At 65.2% G+C, this 24004-nt stretch carries 22 protein-coding genes and 2 tRNA genes; 16 read left to right on the top strand and 8 right to left on the bottom strand.

The window, feature by feature from the left end; all coding sequences use genetic code 11:
- Positions 1-664 precede the first annotated feature (664 nt).
- The 3 genes from HMUK_RS08515 to HMUK_RS17180 all read left to right on the top strand — a co-directional run bounded on the left by HMUK_RS08515 (position 665) and on the right by HMUK_RS17180 (position 1969).
- Positions 665-907 (top strand): DUF7557 family protein, encoded by a 243-nt coding sequence (locus tag HMUK_RS08515; protein ID WP_015762735.1) that lies wholly within the window; start codon positions 665-667, stop codon positions 905-907.
- A 114-nt stretch (positions 908-1021) separates the two neighbouring features.
- The gene (locus tag HMUK_RS08510; protein WP_015762734.1) at positions 1022-1387 is read left to right on the top strand and encodes a PIN domain-containing protein; all 366 of its coding nucleotides are present in this window, start codon (positions 1022-1024) and stop codon (positions 1385-1387) included.
- A 306-nt stretch (positions 1388-1693) separates the two neighbouring features.
- Positions 1694-1969 (top strand): hypothetical protein, encoded by a 276-nt coding sequence (locus HMUK_RS17180; RefSeq protein WP_126967131.1) that lies wholly within the window; start codon positions 1694-1696, stop codon positions 1967-1969.
- Positions 1970-2295: 326 nt separating this feature from the next.
- On the opposite strand, the gene HMUK_RS08505 is transcribed toward HMUK_RS17180, so the two are convergent.
- On the bottom strand, positions 2296-3441 hold the full coding sequence (locus HMUK_RS08505) for a CBS domain-containing protein (protein ID WP_015762732.1): 1146 nt from the start codon (positions 3439-3441) through the stop codon (positions 2296-2298).
- A 126-nt stretch (positions 3442-3567) separates the two neighbouring features.
- On the opposite strand from HMUK_RS08505, the gene HMUK_RS08500 reads away from it, so the two are divergent.
- Together HMUK_RS08500 and HMUK_RS08495 are read left to right on the top strand one after the other, a co-directional pair.
- Positions 3568-3876 (top strand): lycopene cyclase domain-containing protein, encoded by a 309-nt coding sequence (locus HMUK_RS08500; protein WP_015762731.1) that lies wholly within the window; start codon positions 3568-3570, stop codon positions 3874-3876.
- A 346-nt stretch (positions 3877-4222) separates the two neighbouring features.
- Positions 4223-4708 (top strand): HTH domain-containing protein, encoded by a 486-nt coding sequence (locus HMUK_RS08495; protein ID WP_015762730.1) that lies wholly within the window; start codon positions 4223-4225, stop codon positions 4706-4708.
- Here the strand turns inward: HMUK_RS08495 and HMUK_RS08490 are convergent.
- The 3 genes from HMUK_RS08490 to HMUK_RS08480 all read right to left on the bottom strand — a co-directional run bounded on the left by HMUK_RS08490 (position 4705) and on the right by HMUK_RS08480 (position 6278).
- The gene (locus HMUK_RS08490) at positions 4705-5424 is read right to left on the bottom strand and encodes a helix-turn-helix domain-containing protein (protein WP_015762729.1); all 720 of its coding nucleotides are present in this window, start codon (positions 5422-5424) and stop codon (positions 4705-4707) included. The genes HMUK_RS08495 and HMUK_RS08490 overlap by 4 nt on opposite strands.
- A gap of 51 nt (positions 5425-5475) precedes the next feature.
- Complete coding sequence (locus HMUK_RS08485) at positions 5476-5832, bottom strand: hypothetical protein (RefSeq protein WP_015762728.1); 357 nt, start codon at positions 5830-5832, stop codon at positions 5476-5478.
- Between the two features lie 372 nt (positions 5833-6204).
- Positions 6205-6278, bottom strand: a tRNA-Val gene (locus HMUK_RS08480).
- A 236-nt stretch (positions 6279-6514) separates the two neighbouring features.
- Here HMUK_RS08480 and trpD point away from each other — a divergent pair.
- From trpD to trpG, 4 genes are read left to right on the top strand one after another with little or no spacing between them, the layout of a single operon-like run.
- The gene (gene trpD, locus HMUK_RS08475; RefSeq protein ID WP_015762727.1) at positions 6515-7513 is read left to right on the top strand and encodes an anthranilate phosphoribosyltransferase; all 999 of its coding nucleotides are present in this window, start codon (positions 6515-6517) and stop codon (positions 7511-7513) included.
- A complete protein-coding gene (locus HMUK_RS08470; RefSeq protein WP_015762726.1) occupies positions 7510-8166 on the top strand; it encodes a phosphoribosylanthranilate isomerase in 657 nt (218 codons plus the stop codon). The genes trpD and HMUK_RS08470 overlap by 4 nt, the downstream gene beginning before the upstream one ends.
- On the top strand, positions 8163-9782 hold the full coding sequence (gene trpE / locus HMUK_RS08465) for an anthranilate synthase component I (protein WP_015762725.1): 1620 nt from the start codon (positions 8163-8165) through the stop codon (positions 9780-9782). The genes HMUK_RS08470 and trpE overlap by 4 nt, the downstream gene beginning before the upstream one ends.
- Complete coding sequence (trpG, locus tag HMUK_RS08460) at positions 9779-10399, top strand: anthranilate synthase component II (RefSeq protein ID WP_015762724.1); 621 nt, start codon at positions 9779-9781, stop codon at positions 10397-10399. Before trpE ends, trpG begins: the two co-directional genes overlap by 4 nt.
- A 107-nt stretch (positions 10400-10506) precedes the next feature.
- Here the strand turns inward: trpG and HMUK_RS08455 are convergent, their stop codons facing one another.
- Positions 10507-10689, bottom strand: coding sequence for a hypothetical protein (locus HMUK_RS08455; RefSeq protein WP_015762723.1), 183 nt, complete (start codon positions 10687-10689; stop codon positions 10507-10509).
- 528 nt (positions 10690-11217) lie between these two features.
- Between HMUK_RS08455 and HMUK_RS08450 the strand changes: the two genes are divergently transcribed.
- Positions 11218-14379 (top strand): adenosylcobalamin-dependent ribonucleoside-diphosphate reductase, encoded by a 3162-nt coding sequence (locus tag HMUK_RS08450; protein WP_015762722.1) that lies wholly within the window; start codon positions 11218-11220, stop codon positions 14377-14379.
- Positions 14380-14745: 366 nt separating this feature from the next.
- A complete protein-coding gene (locus HMUK_RS08445) occupies positions 14746-15489 on the top strand; it encodes a PspA/IM30 family protein (RefSeq protein ID WP_015762721.1) in 744 nt (247 codons plus the stop codon).
- Positions 15490-15524: 35 nt separating this feature from the next.
- Here the strand turns inward: HMUK_RS08445 and HMUK_RS08440 are convergent, their stop codons facing one another.
- Positions 15525-17042, bottom strand: coding sequence for a molybdopterin-dependent oxidoreductase (locus HMUK_RS08440; protein WP_015762720.1), 1518 nt, complete (start codon positions 17040-17042; stop codon positions 15525-15527).
- A gap of 111 nt (positions 17043-17153) precedes the next feature.
- On the opposite strand from HMUK_RS08440, the gene HMUK_RS18090 reads away from it, so the two are divergent.
- Complete coding sequence (locus HMUK_RS18090; RefSeq protein ID WP_015762719.1) at positions 17154-17273, top strand: HVO_2523 family zinc finger protein; 120 nt, start codon at positions 17154-17156, stop codon at positions 17271-17273.
- A gap of 181 nt (positions 17274-17454) precedes the next feature.
- Positions 17455-19947: a PAS domain S-box protein gene (locus HMUK_RS08435; protein ID WP_015762718.1), complete on the top strand. Its 2493-nt coding sequence runs from the start codon at positions 17455-17457 to the stop codon at positions 19945-19947.
- On the opposite strand, the gene HMUK_RS08430 is transcribed toward HMUK_RS08435, so the two are convergent.
- Positions 19944-20606 carry a TVP38/TMEM64 family protein gene (locus tag HMUK_RS08430; RefSeq protein WP_015762717.1) on the bottom strand — a complete coding sequence of 221 codons (663 nt, stop codon included), beginning with the start codon at positions 20604-20606 and terminating at the stop codon, positions 19944-19946. The genes HMUK_RS08435 and HMUK_RS08430 overlap by 4 nt on opposite strands.
- A gap of 116 nt (positions 20607-20722) precedes the next feature.
- Here HMUK_RS08430 and HMUK_RS08425 point away from each other — a divergent pair, with 116 nt between their 5' ends.
- Positions 20723-21085 (top strand): DUF5830 family protein, encoded by a 363-nt coding sequence (locus HMUK_RS08425; RefSeq protein WP_015762716.1) that lies wholly within the window; start codon positions 20723-20725, stop codon positions 21083-21085.
- Here HMUK_RS08425 and HMUK_RS08420 read toward each other — a convergent pair.
- On the bottom strand, positions 21082-22080 hold the full coding sequence (locus HMUK_RS08420) for a DUF7115 domain-containing protein (RefSeq protein WP_049940790.1): 999 nt from the start codon (positions 22078-22080) through the stop codon (positions 21082-21084). The two genes, HMUK_RS08425 and HMUK_RS08420, sit on opposite strands and share 4 nt — an antisense overlap.
- A gap of 111 nt (positions 22081-22191) precedes the next feature.
- Between HMUK_RS08420 and HMUK_RS08415 the strand changes: the two genes are divergently transcribed.
- Positions 22192-22334: transfer RNA gene (locus tag HMUK_RS08415), tRNA-Met, on the top strand.
- 317 nt (positions 22335-22651) lie between these two features.
- The gene (locus tag HMUK_RS08410) at positions 22652-23980 is read left to right on the top strand and encodes an ABC transporter substrate-binding protein (RefSeq protein WP_049940789.1); all 1329 of its coding nucleotides are present in this window, start codon (positions 22652-22654) and stop codon (positions 23978-23980) included.
- Positions 23981-24004 lie beyond the last annotated feature (24 nt).

Here is a 24004-nt window from a genome sequence, read left to right as displayed (position 1 = left end):
CATCCCTTCTATCATCTATGCACTATGCATCCTTGGACTCCTGTTCGGCGCCGGATATTCGGGATACAACCGACGTTACAAACACGCAGTTCTAGCGATACTACTTCTTCTACTGTTCCTGTTTCCAACATTGTCAGGTTATACGAATTCCGGTATTTGAGCGACTCTTGTAATTTTAATAATCATTCGGCGCTTGAGTAGTGCCCTCTCAAATCTCATATCCGAACACGACCGGATGGGGGGTAGTGTTCAGATAAGCCGCTGCATTTTCTGAGTTGGAGACACCGAAAGCCCTCGGCCCGCTCCGGGGTTCTGTGGCGGATATCCTCACTCCGTTCGGATAGTGCCGCCGCAGAACCCCGGAGCGGGCCTCGCCCTTTCATCCGCCAGGATTCGGCTGCCTCACAGTCTGAACCCTGGCGGATGAAAGGGCGAGTACAGTTGCGGGAACCCCGACGAAGGTGACCCGAACGAAGAGAGGCGAACGTCGAGAGAGCTTGCTCTCTCAGAACAAGCACGCGAAGCGCGCACAGCGAGTCGCGGGACCGCAACTGTACGAGGGCTTTCGGTGCTTCAGACTGCCTGCACTGATCTCTTATCTGAACACGACCGGATGGGGAGAGCCAAACGATTTATTCTGTCAACGCCAACGTCGACACGAGCGATGGCAACCGCCGACGAACAGATCCGGGTCAGTGAACGGATCAAAGAACGCCTCGAACACCGGCGACGCGAGGGCGAGTCGTACAACGACGTCCTCGAACGATTGATCGCCGACACCACGGAGAGTGACTTCGACGACGGGTTCGGGGTGCTGTCCGAGGAACAAGGTGAGTGGATCCGGACGAAACGAGCCAAGGCCAGAGACGAGCGTGCGGACCGCGCGGAGCGGCTGGGAGATCGATGAGAGTCCTGGACGCGAATTTTCTCATCGATTACCTGATACGGTTTATTGTAGTTGCTTACCGGTGATCGTCGCCACGGAGTAGACGATCACCGGTAAATCGCTACAATAATCCGTATGAGTGGGCTCTCGGCGACGAGAGAGTACTACGAGGCCAACGGTGGTGCCGACCAAACCTGGATCGCACCCGCACCAGCGTACACCGAAGCGATCGTCGGCGTCGGCAACCACCCAGACGGCGACTTAGAGGAAGCGATCGAGGCGCTGGGCTGGGTAGAGGTCGTCGAAGTCGATGCGGAACTGTCCGAGACCGCTGCCCGGATCGCAGACGAGATTCCGGCCGGCGGACCGTATCTCGACGGCGTCGACGGACTCGTGGCTGCGGTCGGCCGTGAGTGGGGCGCACCGATCGTCTCCGCCGACAGCGATCTCACACACGAGGAGACGAGACGCGCCGTCGACATCGACGAGTATCGATCGTAATCGAGCGGTTCGCGTCTTCAATTTCACTCGCACACTCCATAAAAATACTGTCGGGACGAACTTCGACACGGAAGTTTCGGCCGTATCTGATTGGCTGTTCTCCGACTGCCAGCGTGGTCGTTCCAGTCATTTGACCGAAATATCGGACAGAAGAACTACAACCTCCAGCGGGCAGTGTACGAGATAGCGATGCACTCACGGAGACGAGTCTGGATCGGTCTGTGTTTTCTCCTCGTTGGGGCGTATCTACCGTGGGTCAGGGCTAACCCGACGCACGAGGCGATCCTGACAGTCGGACTACCGGGGATGCATTCCGGGACAGAAACGTACGGTCTCGTCACGCTCGTACTTGCGCTCGTCACTGCTCTGGGAATGGTCAGTGACCTCAAATGGGTCAGCGAGAGTTCGTTTCGAGTGTCGGTCGGAACCGTCGCAGTAGTGACGTCCGTCACTTTTTGTGTCGGTAAATACGGAATCATTGGCATGTTTATCGCCGACGTCGGAGTCTACGTGACGCTCCTCGGTGGCGTCGTTCTGTTGCTGGCAGAGCGACGCTCGAACGACGGCCGAACCGCGCCGTGACGGTGCCGCGATACTCCATCGTGCCAGAGCGAAGATGCCCGATCAAAACGTGTGGAAAAGAACGCCGTCGACCCCTACAGCTCGCCCAGCTTCCGCAGCAGCTGGCCGCGGTACTCCTCCACCTTTTTCCGCGTCGGGTTTCCTCGCTCGCTTCGCTCACTGCGGGAACCCTCGCGTAAAAACGTGGGTGAAAAACGCTCGATCTCACTCCGTTCACGGGTCAGTTCGTTCCCCGTTCACATCGAGGGCCGCCTTCGGCGCGCCTCGCACCGTTCGATCGAGTGAACCGCCTCGCGGGGCTCGGCGGATACAGAGGAAGGAGGGCGCTACAGCTCGCCCAGCTTCCGCAGCAGCTGGCCGCGGTACTCCTCGTCGGCGCGGACGCCTTTCATCTCCAGGACGTTCCGCTGGAGTTTGTCGAGAGCGACGTTGAACGCCGTGTCGGAGCCGTAGCCCTCGCCGGAGCCGGCGGCCTGGCCCTTGTTGGTCCGCAGACGGATCTGGCACTGGATCAGGGGCGTGCCACGGAGTTTCTCCTTGTGCTCGTGGAAGCGGACGTGGGCGTGCTGGACCTGCATGTCCTGGTACTTGCTGGCCACGTCGCCGATCTCTTCGCGGATGTCGTCCCGAGAGATCGTGTTGTCCAGGAGGTTGATGTTGGTGATCTGTACGTCCATATGCTCCTCCTCGGTGAACGTCAGCGCGCGGAGCACGTCCGTCTTGGTGACGATCCCGGCGACCAGCGAGTCGTCGTGGTCCGGGGTGACGACGAGGCCGGCGAAGTCGTTTTCGAGCATCCGCTCGACGGCATCTCGAACCGAACCGTCGAGAGAGGTCGTCGCGACGGGGCTGTTCATGATGTCGTAGACCGGCAGATCGAGGACGCGGTCGTTCTCGCCGGAGCGGTCGCCCCGCGTCGCCTTGTTCATATCCCGGACGACCACGTCGACGATGTCGTGGGTCGTGACCATGCCAGAGAGGTCTCCGTCGTCGTCGAGCACGGGGATACGAGAGATGCTGTGCTTGCGCAGGAGGTTGATCGCTTGCCCGACGTGGGTCTCCTCGGTGATGGTGACGACGTCTTTGGTGTAGATCTGTTCGACGGTGAGGGCATCGAGATTCTCCAGGACGGCTTCGAGAATGTCGTCGCCAGTGACGACCCCCCACAGCGAGCCCCCCTCGAAGACCGGTGCGATCTTCGCACCGCCTTCGACGAGGACGCGAGCGACCTCGCGGACGTCGTCGTGGCGTTCGACTTTCGGGGCCGACCGCATCATCGCACCTGCCTTGGCGTTGTCCTCGACGTGGGACTGGACCAGCTGCTTCTGGGTAATCACACCGGCGTACGCCCCGTCCTCGGTGATGACGATTCCCTTGGGGTTCTCGCGCTCGAAGATCGAGCGCACTTTGCCGAGGCGGACATCGGCGTCGAGTTCAACAAAATCACTAGTGGCAATATCAGCTATATTCATCGTACTTCCCACTACGAGGGTTCGACGCCAGAGGTAATCAAAGTTGGTTCCGGTTCCAGCAGCTGAGAACGCTCGTCGGACTCGCTCACCCCCGGAGTTCATTGTGCCAGCGCCCGAACACCCGGCGTGCTCCCGGACATCACCGTCCTCGGCCCGTACACGTACCTCGCGACAGAGATCGTGTGGGGTCTCGTCGCGGCCGGCCTGCTCTGGTACGCCGACGCGGGCCGGACCGCTGCCCGAACGATCGCCGTCCTCTATCCGTTCGCGTACGTCTGGGACTGGTACACGCTGGCGGTCGGCGTGTTCGCGATCCCGATGCGAACCGGCGTCGAACTGCTCGGAATTCCGATCGAGGAACACGTCTTCATGATCGTCGTCCCCGCGATGGTCGTCGGCGCTCACGAGACACTCGCCCGACTCGACGACGACTGACGCTGCCGGCTGTCTGTCTCCGGGCTGTCGCTACCGAGGGAGTGCTATCGTAACGTGCTTTCACAGACGGTGTGAGGCGGAACCGGAGACCCAGCGACGACGGTGACGCCTCTCCGACCCCAACAGCGAGACACCGCAGAGCGACCAATATAGTATTTCTTAAACATCCAGTTATAGTTGGAAAGCGTTTGTCCCTGTCGGTTGAACGATCACAGATCTAACCGGTGTCAGAGCCAGTGCAAAACCGCTCTACCCACAATTTTGTATGTGAACGTTACCCACGTCAACGGGTCCACGCAAAGTATTAGTGTGGTGCGGGAGTGTTGACACGTAGATCAGTTGAACCATGTCCGATACCCCCACACCCCACATCGAACTCTACGTCCGGTCGCTCGTTCCGGACGGTGCCCACGAGCGACAGGCGGCCGTCATCGAGCGACTCGAAACGCTGGACCAGAACGACGCGATCGAAGACTTCTCGGTCATCGTCTGGGGCAAGCAGGTGTCCCGGGAGTCGGCGGCCGCCCACACCGAGGAGGGCCGGTACATCCTCAATCGCGTCGCCGAGTTCAAGCAGTGGGCGCTGTCGAACAACGTCTCGCTGGAGTCGTTCTACCAGACGACCGAGATCTCTTCGGAGATCACCGACGACTACTCGGCGATGATCCTGCCCGTGATGGGACTGGCCGAGTACGCGGGCGGAGAACTCCAGCACGTGGCTCCCTGTACGAATGGTGACGTGGTCCATACGATCATGGACCGACTCGAACGCCTGGAAGCCGGCGAACCACCGGCGATCGAGCAGGAAGCGAGCAACGCCTCGATCGTCTAGAGGCTACCGTCAGCGAACTGTTCGACGGCCTTACCCTCCGCTCGCTGTAACCGATACTGTACCGTCGATCGCGGTACGTCCAGTCGCTCGCCCAGTTCGTCGACAGTCGTCTCCCGTGGCGTCCGGTAGTATCCCGCGTCGACGGCCGCCTGCAGCGTTCGGCGCTCCTCGACGGTGAGATCGGCGTCGAAGGCATCGTCGCCACGCCAGCCGTCGATTCCGCCGACGTGGCCCAGTTCGAGCGTCAGTCCGTCTCTGAGGTTTCGCTCGATCGCGTCGTACAGCTCGCCGACCGGCGTCGCTTCCGGCATCAGGACCCGCCAGACGTACTCGTCGCCCGATCGTTCCGCGTCGAACAGCACCCCGTCGCCCACGTAGTCGACGGCGAGATACGGGATGGAGTGACAGCGGTCGATCTCCTGGCGGCGCGTGTAGATCAGGCGATGCTCCGGGCCGGCGTCAAGAACCTGGTACTCGCGGGTGGACGAACACCGCTCCATGTCCAGACACTCGTTACAGATCGACTCGTCGAGATAGAGATCGTCGAGGCGGTCGAGCACGTCCGACGGGCCGACGATGCGGTCGATTCGCCACATCGCGTCCGCGTTGGCGAAACAGGCCTGCGAGCGAGCGGAGAGCGACGGAGTCTCGACAAAGAGGTCCATCAGGTCGTCCGCGCCCGGCTCGTACTGGACCGTGAACTCGAACTCGCGCATACGCGGAGATCGGTTGGCTATCTCCAAGTGGATTTCGTTCCGAGACGCCACTCAGACCGTGGTCTGCAGGCGTTCGGCGTAGGGACCGACCGTGTCGTCGTCCAGGAGTGTCTCCACGATCGTCTTCACACCGACTTCGGCGTCGTAGGCGGGCCGCCCTTTCCCCGTCGCCGACGTGGTCCGCTCGGTCGACAGCAGGTCGTCCGCCGCGAGCGATCCCAGCGCCGACACGACCTCCTGTCGTTCGACGCCGCCGAACGAATCACGAGCGACCGTATCGAGCTGGTCCTTGATCGTCTCCGTCACCACGTGGGACTGGACGGGCGTCTCCCCGTCGATGGTCAGTTCGGCAACCGCCAGCAGCACGAACTGTTCGAACGGCCGACGTGAGCTGATCGTCTCGTCCATATGGACACACTCTGGCGGGCGGCGTATGAAGCTATTGGGACCACCGATGTCGTGCGTGAAAAATTGTGACACAGCGGGCACACCGTCGTCGAGCGGTGGTTTCGAACACGCCGGCTTCCGAGAGGCCACCGCCGAGCCACACGCGACACTCACGAGGAAGTGTCCTCGAAGCGGTGCCGTCTGTCGACTCGGGCGGAACCCAGACCGGCGAAAGAATCGTCGTGCTCGTCGTCGCGAGGAATCAGAGAATGGGTTGGGGCGGATTTGAACCGCGCCGAGACTCGCGATGCTCGTCTCGTCTGCTTCCAATCCGTGTCACCAATTTCGCCGACACAGACCGCTCGCTCCGCTCACGGTTTGTGTCGTCAAAAATGGGTTGGGGCGGATTTGAACCGCCGGCCTCCTCCATGTCAAGGAGGTGTCATAACCAACTAGACCACCAACCCGCGTTGGCTTCTATCTACACTCATCCGTTGCAGAGGGGTATAATTGAATGTTTCGAAACCGAATCCCAGTGCCGTCTGTGGGTTGTGGGCACGGTGCGGTCGAGAGCGATTCGAGCGACACGACGTCTCCACTCGGGCGATGTCGCGATATCGAATCCGTCACGTGGTCCCGACAGCCTTATTTGGATGTACGAGGTTGTACATTACAACACGAAAGAGTTCATTGGTGACCCACAATGCAGGAATACATCGAACGCGTGACCGAGGGAGAGGATCTGACACAGGACGAGGCTCGCGAGGCAGCGACGGCGGTCTTCGAGGACGCCACGGAGGCCCAGATCGGGGCACTGCTGGCGGGTCTGCGAGCGAAAGGGGAGACCGAAGCGGAGATCGCCGGCTTCGCCGAGGGGATGCGCGACGCCGCGCGGACGATCGACCCCGACCGGCGGCCGCTGGTCGACACCTGTGGCACCGGCGGCGACGACTACGACACGATCAACGTCTCGACGACGAGCACGATGGTCGCCGCGGGTGCCGGCGTCCCCATCGCCAAGCACGGTAACTACTCAGTCTCCTCCTCGTCGGGGAGCGCGGACGTGCTGGAGGTGGCCGGCGTCGACGTGGAGGCCGAACCGCCACAGGTCGAGCAGGCCATCGAGGACGACGGGATCGGGTTCATGCTCGCGCCCGTCTTCCACCCGGCGATGAAGGCCGTCATCGGCCCGCGCAAGGAACTCGGCATGCGGACCATCTTCAACATCCTCGGACCGCTGACCAACCCCGCCGGTGCGGACGCGCAGGTGCTCGGCGTCTACGATCCGGCCCTCGTGTCGACGATCGCGGAGGCACTGGCTCGGATGGACGTCGAGCGAGCGATGGTCGTCCACGGATCGGGCCTCGACGAGATCGCGATCCACGGAGAGACCGTCGTCGCAGAGGTCACCGGTTCCGAGATCGAGGAGTACACGCTCGTCCCGGAGGACATCGGACTGACGACGGCCGACATCGAAGACGTGGCCGGCGGCACGCCCGAAGAAAACGCCGAGGACCTGCGAGGGATCGTCGAGGGGACCGTCACCGGACCGAAACAGGACATCATCCTCGCGAACGCGGGCGCGGCGATCTACGTCGCCGGTGAAGCCGACAGCCACGAGGCCGGCGTCGAGGCGGCTCGCGAGGCGATCGAGTCCGGCGACGCCGCCCGGAAGTTCGACGAGCTCAGAGGCGAGGCATGACGCGGGTCAAGGTCTGTGGAATCACTCGTCGCGAGGACCGCGAGGCCGTCGTCGCCGCGGGCGCAGACGCGATTGGTGTCATCAACGGCGTCAGCGTGGACACGCCCCGCGAGGTCGACGACGAGACCGCGGCCGCGCTCGTGGCCGGCGTGCCACCGCTCGTGACGAGCGTGCTGGTGACGATGCCCGAGGCCGTCCAGTCCGTAGCCCGCCGCGTCGAGACCGTCCAGCCAGACGTGGTGCAGGTCCACGACGGGTTGACTCCGACACAGCTGGGCGCGCTCCGACGGCGCGTCGACGCGCAGCTGGTGGCCGTCGTCGACGCCGAACACGCCGAGATCGAGGCGTACGCCGACGCCGCGGACGCCCTCCTCGTGGACTCGGTCGACGCCGAGGGCGGCGGCGGCACCGGCGAGACCCACGACTGGGATCGGACGCGCGAGATCGTCGACACGCTGGACGCGCCGGTCGTCCTCGCGGGGGGACTCACCCCCAAGAACGTGGGCGACGCCGTCGGGACGGTCCGGCCGTTCGGCGTCGACGTGGCCTCCGGAGTGGAGGCCGAAGGCGGCGTCAAGGACCACGACGCCGTCCGGGCGTTCGTCCAGCAGGCGAAGCGCGCCGACGCCGCGGCCGTGGAGGCGGGACGGTGACCCTCGATATCGACCGCGAGACGTTCGTCGACCGAGCGACCGCCGACGGACCGGTCTCCGTGCGAGCGGTCGCGGAGCTGTCGGCCGACGTGGAGCCGCTGGCGGCCTACGCCGCGCTGACCGGCCGGACCGCGGACGGTGCCCCCGGCAAAGGCGGCCACACCTTCCTGCTCGAAAGCGCGGAGAAGGTCGCCTCCAGCGACCCAGACGGCGCGTTCGCACCGGCGACCGACGACCGCCACGCCCGCTACTCGTTCGTCGGCTACGACGCCGACGCGGTGATCACGGTCGACGACGAGACCAGCGTCGAGGTCTTCGACGACCGGATCGCCGACCTCGTGACGACCGACGGGGGCGACGTGTTAGACGATCTCCGGGCGGCCATGCCGGACGTGGAGCTGCGGGGCTTCCCGGACCACGATCGCCAACACCTCGACGGCGGCCTCGTCGGCTTCCTGGCCTACGACGCCGTCTACGACCTCTGGCTCGACGAGGTCGGACTCGACCGGCCGGACTCTCGCTTCCCCGACGCACAGTTCGCGCTGACGACGACGACGCTGCGCTTCGACCACGTCGAGGAGACGGCCGCGCTCGTGTTCACTCCGATCGTCCGACCCGGTGAGGATCCCCGCGCACGCTACGACGCGCTCCTCGACGAGGTCGAGCGGGTCGAGGCCGTCCTCGACGGAGCCACGGACCTCGAGACCGGCAGCTTCGTCCCCGCCCACGAAGAGGCCGGGCCGCGCGACGAGTACGAAGACGCCGTCGAGCACGCCAAGGAGTCCGTTCTCAGCGGCGACATCTACCAGGGCGTCATCTCGCGCAAGCGGGAACTGTACGGTGAGATGGACCCGCTGGCGCTGTACGAGTCGCTGCGGGCGGTCAACCCGTCGCCGTACATGTACCTGCTCGACTACGACGGGCTGAGCATCGTCGGCGCGAGCCCCGAGACGCTCGTCTCCGTGGCCGACGACCGGATCGTCTCGAATCCGATCGCGGGGACCTGTCCGCGCGGGACGAGTCCGGTCGAGGACCGCCGCCTCGCGGGCGAGATGCTCGCCGACGACAAGGAACGGGCCGAGCACACGATGCTGGTCGACCTCGCGCGCAACGACGTGCGTCGGGTCGCAGAGCCCGGGAGCGTCCGCGTCGAGGAGTTCATGAACGTCCTCAAGTACAGCCACGTCCAGCACATCGAATCGACCGTGACCGGCACGCTCGACGAGGGAGCGGACGCCTTCGACGCCGCGCGCGCCACGTTTCCGGCGGGGACGCTCTCGGGTGCGCCCAAGATCCGGGCCATGGAGATCATCGACGAACTGGAGCGGTCGCCACGCGGGGTCTACGGCGGCGGCGTCGGTTACTTCTCCTGGACCGGCGACACGGACTTCGCGATCGTGATCCGGTCGGCGACGGTCGAGGACTGTGATACCCCAGCAGGCGTCGATGGCGACCGGACCCAGCGCACGACCGTCCAGGCCGGTGCGGGAATCGTCGCCGACTCCGTTCCCGGGTCGGAGTACGAGGAGACCGAGAACAAGATGGGCGGCGTGCTAGACGCCGTAGAGCGCATCCGAGCACCCGCGGCCGACGCGAACGAGGAGGTGTCCCGATGAGCGGCGACGAGGCGGCCGGCGACGACCGGCCGCTCGTGCTCTTTATCGACAACTTCGACTCCTTTACCTACAACCTCGTCGAGTACGTCTCGGAACACGCCGACACCGAGGTACTGCGCAACACCGCGACGCTCGCCGAGGTCCGGGCCGTCGATCCGGACGCCATCGTCATTTCCCCCGGTCCGGGCCACCCGAAGAACGACCGCGACGTGGGCGTCACGATGGACGTGCTACGAGAAGTCAGCCCCGAAGTCCCGACGCTCGGCGTCTGTCTGGGGCTGGAGGCCGCCGTCTACGAGTACGGCGGAACGGTCGGCCGCGCACCCGAACCGATCCACGGGAAGGCGTTCCCGATCGACCACGACGGCCAGGGCGTCTTCGCCGGACTCGATCAGGGGTTCCAGGCCGGTCGCTACCACTCGCTGATCGCCGACGAGGTGCCCGACTGCTTCGACGTGACGGCCACGACCGGCGTGGCGACCGACGACGGGACGGTCGAACTAGTGATGGGCGTCCGCCACCGCGAGTACCCCATCGAGGCGGTCCAGTTCCATCCCGAGTCGGTGCTGACCGCAGTCGGCCACGACCTCATCGAGAACTTTCTCGACGGCCTCTGAACCTGGCGGCGTCTGTCGACTCGATCATACGGAAAGTTGTAGGTCTTTACCAGATCGACCGCACGCCGTCGTGCGGTCGACTGGGTAAACGCCTACAACCGTCCGTATCAGAGCACGGAGATGCCGAACAGTCCGAGCAGGTAGAGCACGCCGACGGCGACCGCGGCGAGAACGACCAGTCGCCACGCGAACTTGAGGACGATCCGCCCGATCAAGATCACGACAGCCAGCGCGGCGAGGCCGACCAGCAGGGCGGGGATCGTTCCGAACCCGCCGATAGTCAGGAGCATACTGGCCCCTCACCGCCCATCGGCATATGCTTTGTCGCCGTGCTCACTGGCCGCGCCGTCGCGCCGGGACACGGCGAACGTATCAGAAACAAAAAATGCAAGACTGAACGACGACGGCGCGGCGCGATCGACCGGCGATCCTCGCCGGCCGTCTGCGGAATCTCCAGTCGAAACCCCCGACTATTTCGACTGAAATTTCGGCTCTCGTCTAGTGGTTTCCGGGACCTGGTTTTCACTTTCACTCCGGTCTCACTCCATTAATGTACTGTCGGCGTTTGCTATGTATCGTACAGCGAATCGCGTGCGCTGCCCGCTGGATCGTGGCTGATATTACCCACCAGTGATACTTCGCATAGCGTCGAAACCACCCGGCGGTCTGTCTCCCGCCGCGTGCCCGCGGGGACACGTATCGCTGGGTATTTAGCAGTCCGTACAAACACAACCGTCGTTACGAATGAGAGGATCTACACGCATCATCGAGAGGGGTATCGCCCGACAGACGGCCACTGTCGGCAGGAGGACCGAGGAATGAGCGACGCAGGTGCAGGTGCCGACGAGGTACAGCTGCCGATCAAGCGGACGACCGGCGACACGCTCGAAGACCGACTCACTGGCAACGCCTACCACAACATTCTGCCCGCCCGCTATCTCCGCAAGGACGCCGACGGCGAACTGATCGAACAGCAAGAGGATCTGTTCGATCGGGTCGGGAAGAACGTCGCCCTGGCCGAAGCCGTCTTCGAAGCCGACAAACGGGGCGTCGACGTGACGGTCACCCCGGACCAGCTCAAACCCGATCACCCGCGGCGTGACGAACTCGCCGGGGAAGTGTTCGGCAAGGGAACCACCGTCGGCGACGACGCCGAGACCGAGCTGTCGGTGTACAACGTCAACAAGTTCGCGTACGACACCGTCGTCCCCGAACTGCCCGACGAGCTACGAGACCACGTCGAGAACGTGGCCGGCGAGTTCCAGGACGCGATGGAGAACCTGTCGTTCATGCCGAACTCGCCGACGCTGATGAACGCCGGTGACGAACTCCAGCAGCTCTCGGCCTGTTTCGTCGACTCGCCCGACGACGACATCGACGACATCCACCAGACCGCCAAGGAGGCCGCACAGGTCTTCCAGTCGGGCGGTGGCATGGGATACGCCTTCTGGCAACTGCGGCCGTACGGCGATCAGGTCGGCTCGACCGGCGGCATCGCCTCTGGCCCAATCACGTTCATGCGCACCTACGACCAGATGTGCGAGACGATCGCACAGGGTGGTGCCCGCCGTGGCGCTCAGATGGGCGTCATGCGCGTCTCGCACCCGGACGTCATCCAGTTCATCCACGCCAAGAACAAGGACGTCTCGCTGGCCGAGACCCTGCGACTGAACGACCCCGACGACTTCACGCACAACTCCTTCGCCGAGGCCCTGGAGGAGGCCCGCGAACTCATCGACGAGGACGGCAAAGTCCCGAAGCACCTCCGCAACGCCGTCGAGGGTCACCTCTCGAACTTCAACATCTCCGTCGGCATCACCGACGACTTCATGGACGCACTGGAGGCCGGCGAGGAGTTCACCTTCACCAACCCGCGGACGAACGAGCCCCACGTCGCCACCGAGGAGACCCAGGAACTGTACGAGATGTTCGACCTCGGCGAGTACGTCGAGGCCGGCGAAGTGCTGTCGATCCCCGCAGAGAAGCTCTGGGAGCGCATCATCGGCGGCGCACACGAGAACGGCGAACCGGGCGTGATCTATCTCGAACGCGTCAACAAGCAACACTCCTTCGACGTGGAGGAACACCCCGACCACCGCATCCTCGCGACGAATCCCTGCGGCGAACAGCCCTTGGAGGAGTACGAGGCCTGTAACCTCGGGCACATCAACCTCTCGACGCTGGCCGACCAGGACGCCCCGGACTGGCGTGTCTGGTCCGACGCCCACGCCGACGAGTACGATGCGCTCGAAGACGCCGTCGATGCCTTCCTCGACGACGCGCTGGACAACGAGGAGTTCCAGCGCCGCATCGAGTTGGGAACGCGCTTCCTCGAGAACGTCGTCACGATGTCGGACTTCCCGGTCGAGAAGATCGAGGAGAAGGTCCGAGAGATGCGCAAGATCGGGCTGGGCATCATGGGACTGGCCCAGCTGTACATCCAGCTCGGGGTCAAGTACGGCTCCGAGGAGGGCGACGAGATCGCCCGCCAGATCATGCGCCAGATCAACCACGGCTCGAAGTGGGCCAGCCACGAACTCGCCGAGGATCGGGGCACCTTCGACGAGTGGGACAACTCCAAGTACGCGGACCCGACGGCCTACCGGGAGTGGTTCGAGTCCCAGACCGGCCTCGACGCCGACGAGTGGGCCGAGGGCTTCCCGATCCGCAACCACAACACCACCACGATCGCGCCGACTGGCACCACCTCGATGGTGGGCAACACCACCGGCGGCTGTGAGCCGATTTACAACGTCGCCTACTACAAGAACGTCTCCGACGACGTGCAAGGCGACGAGATGCTCGTCGAGTTCGACGACTACTTCCTGCGCGTGCTGGAGGAGAACGGCATCGACGTCGATGCCGTCAAGGAGGAGGCCCAAGAGCAGATGGCCGACAACGCCTTCGACGGCGTCGACGGCCTGACGACGGTGCCCGACGCCATCGGCGAGCTGTTCGTCACGACCGGCGACCTCACGCCGAAAGAACACGCCGGCATCCAGTGTGCCTGCCAGCAGGGCGTCGACTCCGCGATCTCGAAGACGGTCAACGCGCCCAACGACTCCACGCTCGAGGACGCCCGGGAAGTGTTCGAGTACATCTACGAGCACGGCGGCAAGGGCGTCACCTACTACCGCGACGGCACCCGCAGCAAGCAAGTGCTGACGACGCGGGCCCAGAACGCCGAGTTCGCAGACATGGACGAGGGCGAGATCGTCGCCCAGATCGAGGAGGTCTTCGACGGCATCGAGGGCTTCCTCGAACACGAGGCCGTCCAGGAGGCACTCGATCAGCAGGTCGAGTCGCTGCTGGAAGTGGCCGACGGCGAGCAGCCCGAGACCAGCCCGTTCGCCGAGAAGCAGAGCCGACCGGACGTGCTCCACGGCGTCACCCAGCGCATCGACACCGGCTACGGGAAGCTGTACGTCAACATCAACGAGGACCCCGAGCGGGAACGGCCCTTCGAGCTGTTCGCCAACATCGGGAACTCCGGCGGCTTTACGGCCTCCTTCACCGAGGCCCTGGCCAAGACCATCTCGACGGCGCTCCGTTCGGGCGTCGATCCCAAGGAGATCGCAGACGAACTGCAGGGCATCCGCTCGCCCAAGGTCGCCTGGGACAAGGGCGAACAGATCCAGTCGATCCCCGACGCCATCGGCACGGCGATGCGTCGCTATCTCGACGACGAAATCGACAAGGCGTACCCGGACCAGGCCACGCTCGAACAGACCGCCGAAGACGAGGCGGGCAGTGCGGATCCGAACGTGCCCGAGACCGACGGCGGTGCCGTCACCGCCGACAGTTCGGCCACGGACGCGGCGGGCACAGAACCGTCGTCGCCGGGCGAGGCCACCGACGCCGACCAGCAGGAACTGATCGACGCGGGCGAGAATCCGGAGTGTCCGGAGTGTAGCTCGCTGTCGCTGTACTACTCCGAAGGCTGCAAGACCTGCGAGTCCTGTGGCTGGTCGGAGTGCTGATACGGACAGTTGTAGTTCCTCGCCGGATTGATCGCACGACGGTGTGCGATCGACCGGGAACGTGTCTACAACTGCCCGTATGAGGATCTGACTGCGGATCTCCGTGGCCGACCGCCGGCCACACCCGGGGCCAAGAGCGTGTGACACTCTCGGTTCGCGACGTTCGTTCTCTTCTTTCGACGCAGGCCGCTGTCGAGATCTCGCCACGCGAGACCGAGTGACGACGCGAGGACGAACTTGCAGGCGACTGGTCGCTTCGTGGACAGTCACCCGAAACCACGATTAACCGCCGCTCGGTCGTCGTTCTGGTGTAGACATGGACAGTACCCCCTACCGACGCGACCGTCCCGAACGGAGGGTGCGCCCGTGAGTCTGCTCCGGCGGTTTGGCTTCGTCGTCCGGTCGTGGCTCGACGCCCTGTTGAACCGCGTCGAAGACCCCGTCGCAGAACTGGACTACTCCTACGAACAACTCCGAGACGAGCTCCAGGAGATCAACCGCGGCATCGCCGACCTCACCACCCAGAAGAAGCGCCTGGAGATGCACCGCGAACGCCTGCGGGCGGCCGTCGAGAAGTACGACGAGCAAGCCCAGGAGGCACTCCGACAGGAGCGTGAGGAGCTGGCCAGACGCGCCCTGGAGAAGAAACACGCGACGAGCGATCAGCTCGCTGGCCTGGACGAACAGATCGACAGACTGCAGGCGACGCAGGACCAGCTCGTCCAGCGCCAGATCGAACTTCGGGGACGGATCGAGGGGTTCCGGACCCACAAAGAGACGCTGAAGGCGCGCCACGAAGCGGCCGAGGCGTCGGCCCGCGTCGCCGAGGCGTTCACCGGGGTCGGCGGCGACATGGCCGACGTGAACCGTGCAATCGAGCGTGCGACCGAACGGACCGAGCAGATGGAGGCCAGAGCGGCTGCGCTCGAAGAGCTCGAGGCGAGCGGTGCGCTCGACGACGTGCTCGCAGAGGGCGACGAGATCGACCGGGAACTGGACCGACGCTCGACCGAACAGCGAGTCGATCGCGAACTCGATCAGCTGAAGACCCAGCTGGGGCACGAGACCGAGCGGTCCCAGAGCGTCGACGTGGACGGGGCGACGAGCTAACCCGCCGTGTCGCGCGGTTCCGTTCGCTGGAGGAGCTACTCCACCGTCCTCGACACCCACCCGCTGGGGCCGTGGGGGAAGGCCTCGCGTTCGGTCTCGGGCTGGACCGTCCCGTCGGCCTCGATCGCGCGGGCGACGACCTCGTGTTCGCCGGCCGGGGGCTCGTACTCGAAGGCCCACTGTCGCCACACGTCCGGCGCGTGTGGCGTCTCGCCCGGCTCGCCGGCCCAGTCGACCGACTCGACGAGGGGATCGGAGAGTCGCGCCTCCGACCAACTGTCGCCGCCGTCAGTCGAGACTTCGACGGCCGAGACGCCACGCGTCCCGGCGTAGGCGTGGCCGCCGACCTGTACGCGGCCGTCTGGTAGCGTGTTCTGGGCGTGGATCTTCGCGACGGTCTCGACCGGCCCGGTGCCGTGCCAGCCACGTTCCTCCCAGTAGCCCTCCGCATCGCGGTCGATCACCTCGATCTCGGTGATCCACTTGACGTTGATCTCGCCCCAGTGGCCGGGCACCAGCGCCCGGGCCGGGTAGCCGTGACCCTGTGGCAGCGGGCGGCCGTTCATCCGGTAGGCCAGCATCGCGCCGTTGAGCGCGTCGATGGGGAACACCTGGTAGTAGTCGTCGGCGGCGTGGACCCGCACGCAGTCACAGTCGCTGTCGGGGCCGGCTCGGTCCAGCAGCGTCCGGACGGGAACGCCGGTCCAGAGGGCGTTGTCCATCTTCGTCCCGTTGAGCGACTCGCCGACACAGCGCAGCGTGTGAAACTCCGTCCGTGCGTCCATCGACCGGAGCTGCTCGTAGTCGACCGTGATCTCTTCCTCGACCGAGCCGGTCACCGAGAGGGACCACTGGGTCGCGTCGACCTCGGGATCGACGGCGTTGATGTCGACGCTGAAGAACTCGTCGCTCACGAGCGGTTCGAGTCCGTCGACGGCCAGCGACTGGTCTGCGGCCGCTTCGAGTGCCTCACGCACCGCTGGACTGGCGTCGTCCGGAATGGTCGCGGTCGGCTGGCTGGTGTCGTCGGTCAGGACGGTCGCGACGACGCCGAGTCCGGCAGCCGTCCCCAGCGACGCGAGGACGCGCCGACGGTCGGGACTCGTCGCGCCGCGAGCCGGGAGCGAGCCCGACAGCCCCGCGAGGCCGAGTGTGAGAGCCGTCCCGACTGCGGCACCACCGCTGGAAGGGACAGATCCCGTGAGCAGCGTCGCGACGCCGAAGACGACGCCACCGGCGACGACGGGTCCGACGGCGCGGTTGGCGAGTCGATCCCCGAGCGTGCCGGCGACGCGTGCGACGGCGGCGACGACGCAGACGGCCACGAGCGCGGCGGCGACGAGGTTCAGCTGCTGGCCGAGCGAACCGAGAAACTGGATCGCCAGCGAGACCACAGCGCCGGGCATCCGCCGGGCCAGCCACCGCTCGATCGGTGACGCGACGAACGACGGGGCGAAGCCGACGGCGGCGAACGAGCCCACGACGGCCGCGACGCCGGCAAACAGCGCCACCGCATCGTCGGCCGACGGACGAAAGCGAGCGAACCGTGTCATGCCCGTTGCTGGGGACACTACCCCCTTAACGGTTCTTCGGATTCCGTACCAAATTCGTCCGCGACGCCGAACGTCGACACGCTCTTGCCCGACCGCACCCCAGAGCGTGTCATGACCGAGACCGGTGGGCGGCCCTGTCCGATGTGCGAGACGCCCATGTACCACCGCCACTGCAAGTACGTCTGTCCCGTGCACGGTGTCGTGTACGACTGCGCCGACACGTTCTACTGATACGCAACGACAACCGTCCGTATGACACTGCCGACTGTCAGTCTGGGCCGATCTCGCGATCACGTGGTCGCGAGTCGCTCGAAACAGTGACAGTGCGACGACTGGGACCGACGCCGGCTCGTGGACCGTCATATCGACACAACTACACATTTTTATACGGTGGGCGACAGAGACTCGTGTAATGACCCAGCCTGTGGACGGGATTCGAGTGCTCCACGTGGACCGCGACCCGCAGGTCCGACACGCCGTCGCGGCGCGGCTGGCAGACGACGACATCGTCGTCGAGAGCGTCTCGACCAGCGAGGCAGCCGTCGAGGAACTCGCCGACGGTCGGTTCGATTGCGTCGTCAGCGGCCACGACGAGTCTGCCCTCGACAGCGTCGCGCTCCTCGAAACCGTCCGCTCGGAGTATCCGGACCTTCCGTTCCTGCTGTGTACCGACGCCGGAAGTGAAGCGCTCGCCAGCGAGGCGGTCGCTGCCGGCGTCACCGAGTACCTCCCTCGCGACGGCGACGACGGGTATCGCGCGCTCGTGGATCGGGTCGAGCGAACGGTCTCTGAGTACAGAGCGACGACGCCGATCGAACGGCAAGAACAGCGCCTCTCGACGCTGGTGTCGAACCTCCCCGGAATGGTGTATCGCTGTCGAAACGAACCGGGCTGGCCGATGCAGTTCGTCAGCGCGGGAGTCCGGGAGCTGACCGGCTACGAGCCCGACGCCCTGGAGAGCGGACGGGTCGACTGGGAGACCGACGTGGTTCACCCCGAGGATCGCGACGACGTCCGGGAGGCGGTCCAGTCGGCACTCGACAGCGGCGAGCCCTTCGAAGTCACCTACCGGATCGAGACGGACGACGGGCAACGGCGGTGGCTGTGGGAGCGGGGCCAGTTGCTCACGCGCGACGACGAGACGGAGATTCTGGAGGGGTTTATGACGGACATCACGGCTCGCACGGAGCACCGCCGGGCGCTCGAAGAGCAGCGAGCGTACGTCGAGGACGTGTTGAACTCGCTCGAAGACCTCTTCTACGTCGTCACGCCCGACTGGTCGCTGCGCCAGTGGAACGAGCAGGTGGTCGACGTGACGGGATACAGCGACGAGGAGATCGCGGAGATGACTGCACTGGAGTTCATCGCTCCCGAGGACGTTCCCACGGTCGAAGCTGCCATCGAGCGTGCGATCGAGAGCGGCTCGTCGCGATACGAGGCCACGGTACAGACGAAGTCCGGCGAGACGATTCCCTACGAGTTCCACGGCACGGCGCTGTCGGACACGACCGGCGAGTTCCTCGGCATCGCCGGTGTGGGCCGTGACGTGTCCGAGCGCAAGGAGCGCGAACAGACGCTGCGCCAGTACGAGACGCTGGCCGAGAGCGTCGCGGACCCGATGTACGTGATGGCTCCCGACGGGACCATCGAGATGATCAACGACGCGCTGGCCGACCACATCGGCTACGAGCGGTCGGAGATCGTCGGAGCGTCGCCCGAGGAGTTCGTCGTCGGAGACGGCGTCGAACGGGCCGAGGAACGCATCCGCGAGCTGTTGACCACCGATCGAGACGTGGCGACCTTCGAGATGTGGACGGTCGACGACGACGGCGAGGAGACCTACAACGAGACGAAAATCGCCGTCATGACCGACGAAGACGGCGAGTTCGAGGGAACGGCCGGCGTCATCCGAGACATCACCGAGCGGACCGAACGCCAACGAGAGCTAGAGCGCTACGAGACGATCCTGCAGGCGGTTGGGGATCCCGTCTACACGCTCGACGCCGAAGGGCAGTTCACCGTCGTCAACGACGCGATGGAGGCGCTCTCGGGCTACGACCGCGATCGACTGATCGGCGAGCACATCTCGAAGCTGATGACCCCGGAAGACGTTGCGGCCGGGGAAGACCTCATCGCCGAACTGCTCGCCGACCCGGATCGGACGAACGGGACCTTCGAGATGGGACTCCAGACGGCCGACGGAACCCGGATCACCTGCGAGAACCACGTCGCCCTGCTGCCGGCCGACGACGGGCGGTTCAGAGGGACCGCCGGAGTCATCCGGGACATCAGCGAGCGCAAACAGCGGGAGCGACAGCTCGAACAGTTCGCCAGCGTCGTCAGCCACGACCTCCGGAGCCCGCTCAACGTCGTTCAGGGACGTGTCAACCACGCTATTGCGACCGGCGAGCTCGAACACCTCGACGACGCGGCCGACGCCGCCCATCGGATGGAAGCGCTCATCGGCGACCTCCTCACCCTCGCCCGCCAGGGACGGCGGGTCGGCGACCTCGAACCGGTCGCTCTCGACGTGGTCGCCCAGGCGGCCTGGTCGCAACTCGACGCCGACGAGAAGGATCTCGTCGCCGAGACCGACAGCCGCGTCGAGGCCGACTTCGACCGACTCCAGGAACTGTTCGACAACCTGTTTTGCAACGCGATCACCCACGGCGGAGCCGAGACGGTCCGCGTCGTCGACACCGACGACGGGTTCGCCGTCGTCGACGACGGGGACGGGATTCCGCCGAGCCAGCGTGAGACGATCTTCGAACGGGGGTTCACGACCAGCGAGGAGGGGACCGGATTCGGACTGGCGATCGTCGACACCATCGTGAGGGCTCACGACTGGTCGATCACGGTCGGACGAAGCGACGCGGGCGGTGCGCGCTTCGAGGTCACGACCTAGTTGCGCGAGGGACGAGCCGACCGGACGTGACGGTACGCGGGCCCCGCCAGCAACACGACAGCCACCGCGAACGAGCCAAGCAGCACGTGCAGGCCCGCGCTCAGCCCCTCGGTCGAGAGGGTCCGCATCGACGCACCGGCGAGCACCTCCACGAACACCCACGGGATCTCTCCGAGGAACGTCCCGACGACGTAGGCCCGCGTCGAGACGCCGGAGAAGCCGGCACCGTACGAGACCGGATCCGCGGGGAGCGGCGAGAGGCGTGCCGCGAGAACGCCGCGGGTCGCGCCCGTGACAGAGATGAACCGCCGGCCCGCGTCGTTGAGCCGGGCGAACAGCCCGCCGCCGCTACGCCCGGCATAGCGGGCGAACAGGAAGGGCGGGATCGTCGTCAGCGTCGCTCCGACCAGTGCGACAGGGATCCCGTACCGGAGGCCCAGTACGTAGCCCACGAGCGCGGAGATCGGACTGATCGGCCAGGCAAACAGCGGGCGAACGAGATACAACACGAGCAGCGCCGCGCCGAACTGGAGGGGATGTGCCGAGAGATGTGCGACCTCGTCGAGCAGCTGCCGGGGCGAGAGCACCAGCGACGCGACGAGCACGAGCGCGGCGAAGGCCACGACACCCCCGAGTTGCCGTCGCGTCGACTGTTTCATCGGTCGAAAACGGCGTTCGCAGTGTGAAACCTCTTGTGGTCCGACTCCCCGGCGACCGGAGCGGCGCTCGACGGAGCAGCCGAACGTTTACCAGCGTCGCCGTCGATGCTCCGACCGTGCCGTCCGACGATCGCGTCGCGCTCGGTCTGGAACTGCTCGCCCACCTCGAACACGCCGAGCTGTCGGTCAAGGACGCGATGGACCGCATCGAGATCGTTACCACCGATCCGGCAGTCCAGCGCGAGATCCTGACGGCCGCACAGCGTGAGGGTGTCGTCGAACGCGAGGACGGGACGGTCCGGCCGACCGCGACGGGCACGTTCGTCAGCTTCGAGAGCGACGTCGTCGTCAAAGAGGGCGAGTTCGACTGCCAGCGCTGTGGCGCGGGCATCTCCGAGGGCCACTTCGTCCAGTTCGACAGCGACGAACTCGGCCCCTTCGGCTCGACGTGTATCAGGAAAGTGCTCGGGCGCGACTAGCGGCCCTGCCGGAGCTCTTTGATCAGTTGCTTGATCGTCTGCTGTTGTTTCGCGAGGAGTTCGTTTTGCTGTTCGATCGTCTCGGTCAGCGTCGCGAGTTGCTCTTCGACGGCCGCGAGGTCGGCATCGTTCGTGGTGCCGTCGGCGCTCGGAGACGCCTGTCTGGACCCGGTCGCGTCACGTTGTGAGGTGACCGAGGCGGCCGACTGACGCTGTCCGGCGGCCGCGGCCGGTCGCTCGTCCGAGGGGTCCGCGTCCTCGTCGTCGCCGACCAGCGGATCGATGCCCGAGTCGAGTCCGAGACCGTCCGACCCGCTGGGGCTCGCCTCCTCGTCGTCGGTCTCGCCGTCCGTCTCGTCGACTTCGAGAGCGTGGTTGAGTTCGCCGAGCGAGTCCACGTCGTGGTACGCGAAGAGCGACCCCTCCAGCGTCTTGCGGAACAGCCCGGCCTGATCGTTGGGCGCTTTGATGCGTTCCGGACGGCCGTCGGCTTCGAGGACGACCGCCGTCGCGACGCTCCCCTCCTCGAAGTGCAGCCCCGTCACGTCGTCGTAGTGATACGACTCGAAGTCGCCGGCCCAGGTGTACTCGCCGATGTGTTTGAGCAGGCGCGACTCGGTGACGACCAGCGTCAGTTCGCTGAAGCGGAAGACGCCGCTGACGCCCTCGTCGTCCGCGATGACGCCCTTGACGCGGAGGTTCCCCTCCAGCAGGCGTTCGAGGACCGCGCTGGTACGCTTGCCGGGGACGGCAAACGAGTCCTTGTCGTCGACGTAGGTCATCGTGAACTTCGTCTTCCGGCGACCCTCGGAAATCGAGAGGCGTTCGAAGTCGTGGGCGTACTCGCCGACCCCTTCGTCACTCAGCAACCCTTCGCCCCTGTAGACGAGCGTCCGCGTCGGGGTGAAACAGACGGCGTCTTCGTCCCCGAGGTTGACGCCGGCCGTGACCTCCTCGTCCCCGAGCGCTTGCCGGACGAGGTCTGGTATCTCCATGGTGGTCATGTACCAGTCCGGTGGCTTAAATCCGCGGGTGCCAGAGCGTCACGGACCGCCACTAGATGAGAACGTTAAAGAGCACCTCCGGACAACGAACGAATGCACCGCGCCCGGGTGGCTTAGCTGGACATAGCGCCGCACTCATAGGGTCGTCAGACTCACGCGGTACCAACCCGGCATGACAGCAGGCGTTCGTCGCGCCTGCGACCTGAGTCATGCGGAGATCGAGGGTTCGGAGCCCTCCCCGGGCATACCATTACTATGCGAGTCACGAACGACAGTGAGTGACGAGTCTGTCATGGTATGCCCGGGCGACGAACCCGGTAGGTCCTCGCGAACGGCAGTGAGCGAGGGTACGTGAGACGAACGAAGTGAGTCTCTCGCAAGTTCGGAGCCCTCCCCGGTCAGTTACTCTCATCGCGAACCCCGTGCGAGTGACGACGCCGTCGCCGCTCGACGAGTGAGACGATCCCATCGAGCCGACATCCCGGTCCTCGATTCATCTCGAATCTCACGAACAGAACGTATACCCAAAACGATATATGAGGTGGTTTACCAACTGTGATCCATGACCACTGAGGACTGCGACGGGCGTCGTTCGCGCGTCACGCGGCGGCGAATGCTCGAATCTGTCGGCGGTGCTGGAACGCTGGCACTCGCCGGCTGTCTGGGATCTGATAGCTCATCCACCGCGACGAGCAGCGGCGACGGGTCGGTCACGATCGCGCTCACGGCACCCGAGACGGGCCACTACGCTCCCGTCGGTGAGCACGAACGCGACGGGTTCGAACTGGCCGTCAGGCACCTCAACGAAGGGGGTGGGATCGTCGACGACTCCGAGTACGGTTCCCTCTCGGGCGACGGCGTGCTGGGCTCGACCGTCGAGACTGCCGTGCTGGACACGGAGGGCAGCCCCGCGACGACCGAATCGAAGGTGCGCCCGCGTCTCGACGGCGACGAGTTCGCGGCGGTGTTTGGCGGCGTCGCCGGATCCGTCGCACAGACCAATCGCGACCTCGCCGACGAGTACGAGACGCCGTACTTCGTCGGCTCGTCGACGGTCGACGCACTCACCGGGAGCGGCTGCTCGCCCCACGTCTACCGGCACCTGTTCAACTCCACGACGCTGGCCCGGTCGCTCGTGTCCGAGCTCGCCAGCGACATCACGAGCCAGCAGTCGACCTTCCACGTCTACGCCGACGCACCGGAAGGCAACGACCTGTTCCACTCGATCAGCGATGTCGTCTCCCGCCGTGACCTCCCCTGGCGGCCGACGGGGGGTATCGCGGTCCGCCCGGGAACGACGAACTTCGAGTCGGCAATCAACGAGGGGACCCTCTCCGACGTGACACTCGTCTTTCTCGACGTGTTCGGACTGGACGCCGTCAACGCGATCCAGTGGGCCAGAGACACGCTCTCCGAGGATACGACGGTGGTAGTGCCGTATCTCACGCAGTCGATCGCGGACTTGCTCGGGGACCGGGTGGCGGGAATCTACGGTACGACAGGCTGGCACGAGGATCTGGGGACCCCACTGGCCGGCACCTTCGGCGAGGCCTACCAGCGCGAGTACGGGCGGTCGGACTCGGACGCGCTCGTCGCACCGGGACCGGCACAGACCGTCTACGCACAGGTCGTCCTCTTTGCCCACGCCGCCGAACGAGCCGGGAGCTTCGACGCCACAGCGCTTCGGACGGAACTCGAAGGACTTGGGTACGCAGCCGGTGCGGGAACACAGGAGATGCGGGCCTGTGACCACCAGTCTATCCGTTCGGTCCCGATCGTTCGCGGTCGAGCACAGACGGAGTCTATCGACAACAACCTCGAACTACGCGCTGTCAAACGCGGTATGGAACCCGGCTGTGAGGAGCCGCCCGCATCGTCGTGCGATCTGTAGTCGGTGTCGACGGCGGCGCGACAC

It is taken from the genome of Halomicrobium mukohataei DSM 12286, from assembly GCF_000023965.1.
Lineage (GTDB): Archaea > Halobacteriota > Halobacteria > Halobacteriales > Haloarculaceae > Halomicrobium > Halomicrobium mukohataei.
Note: the sequence above shows the minus strand (reverse complement) of the source record. Positions and strands in the feature narration are given on the sequence as shown.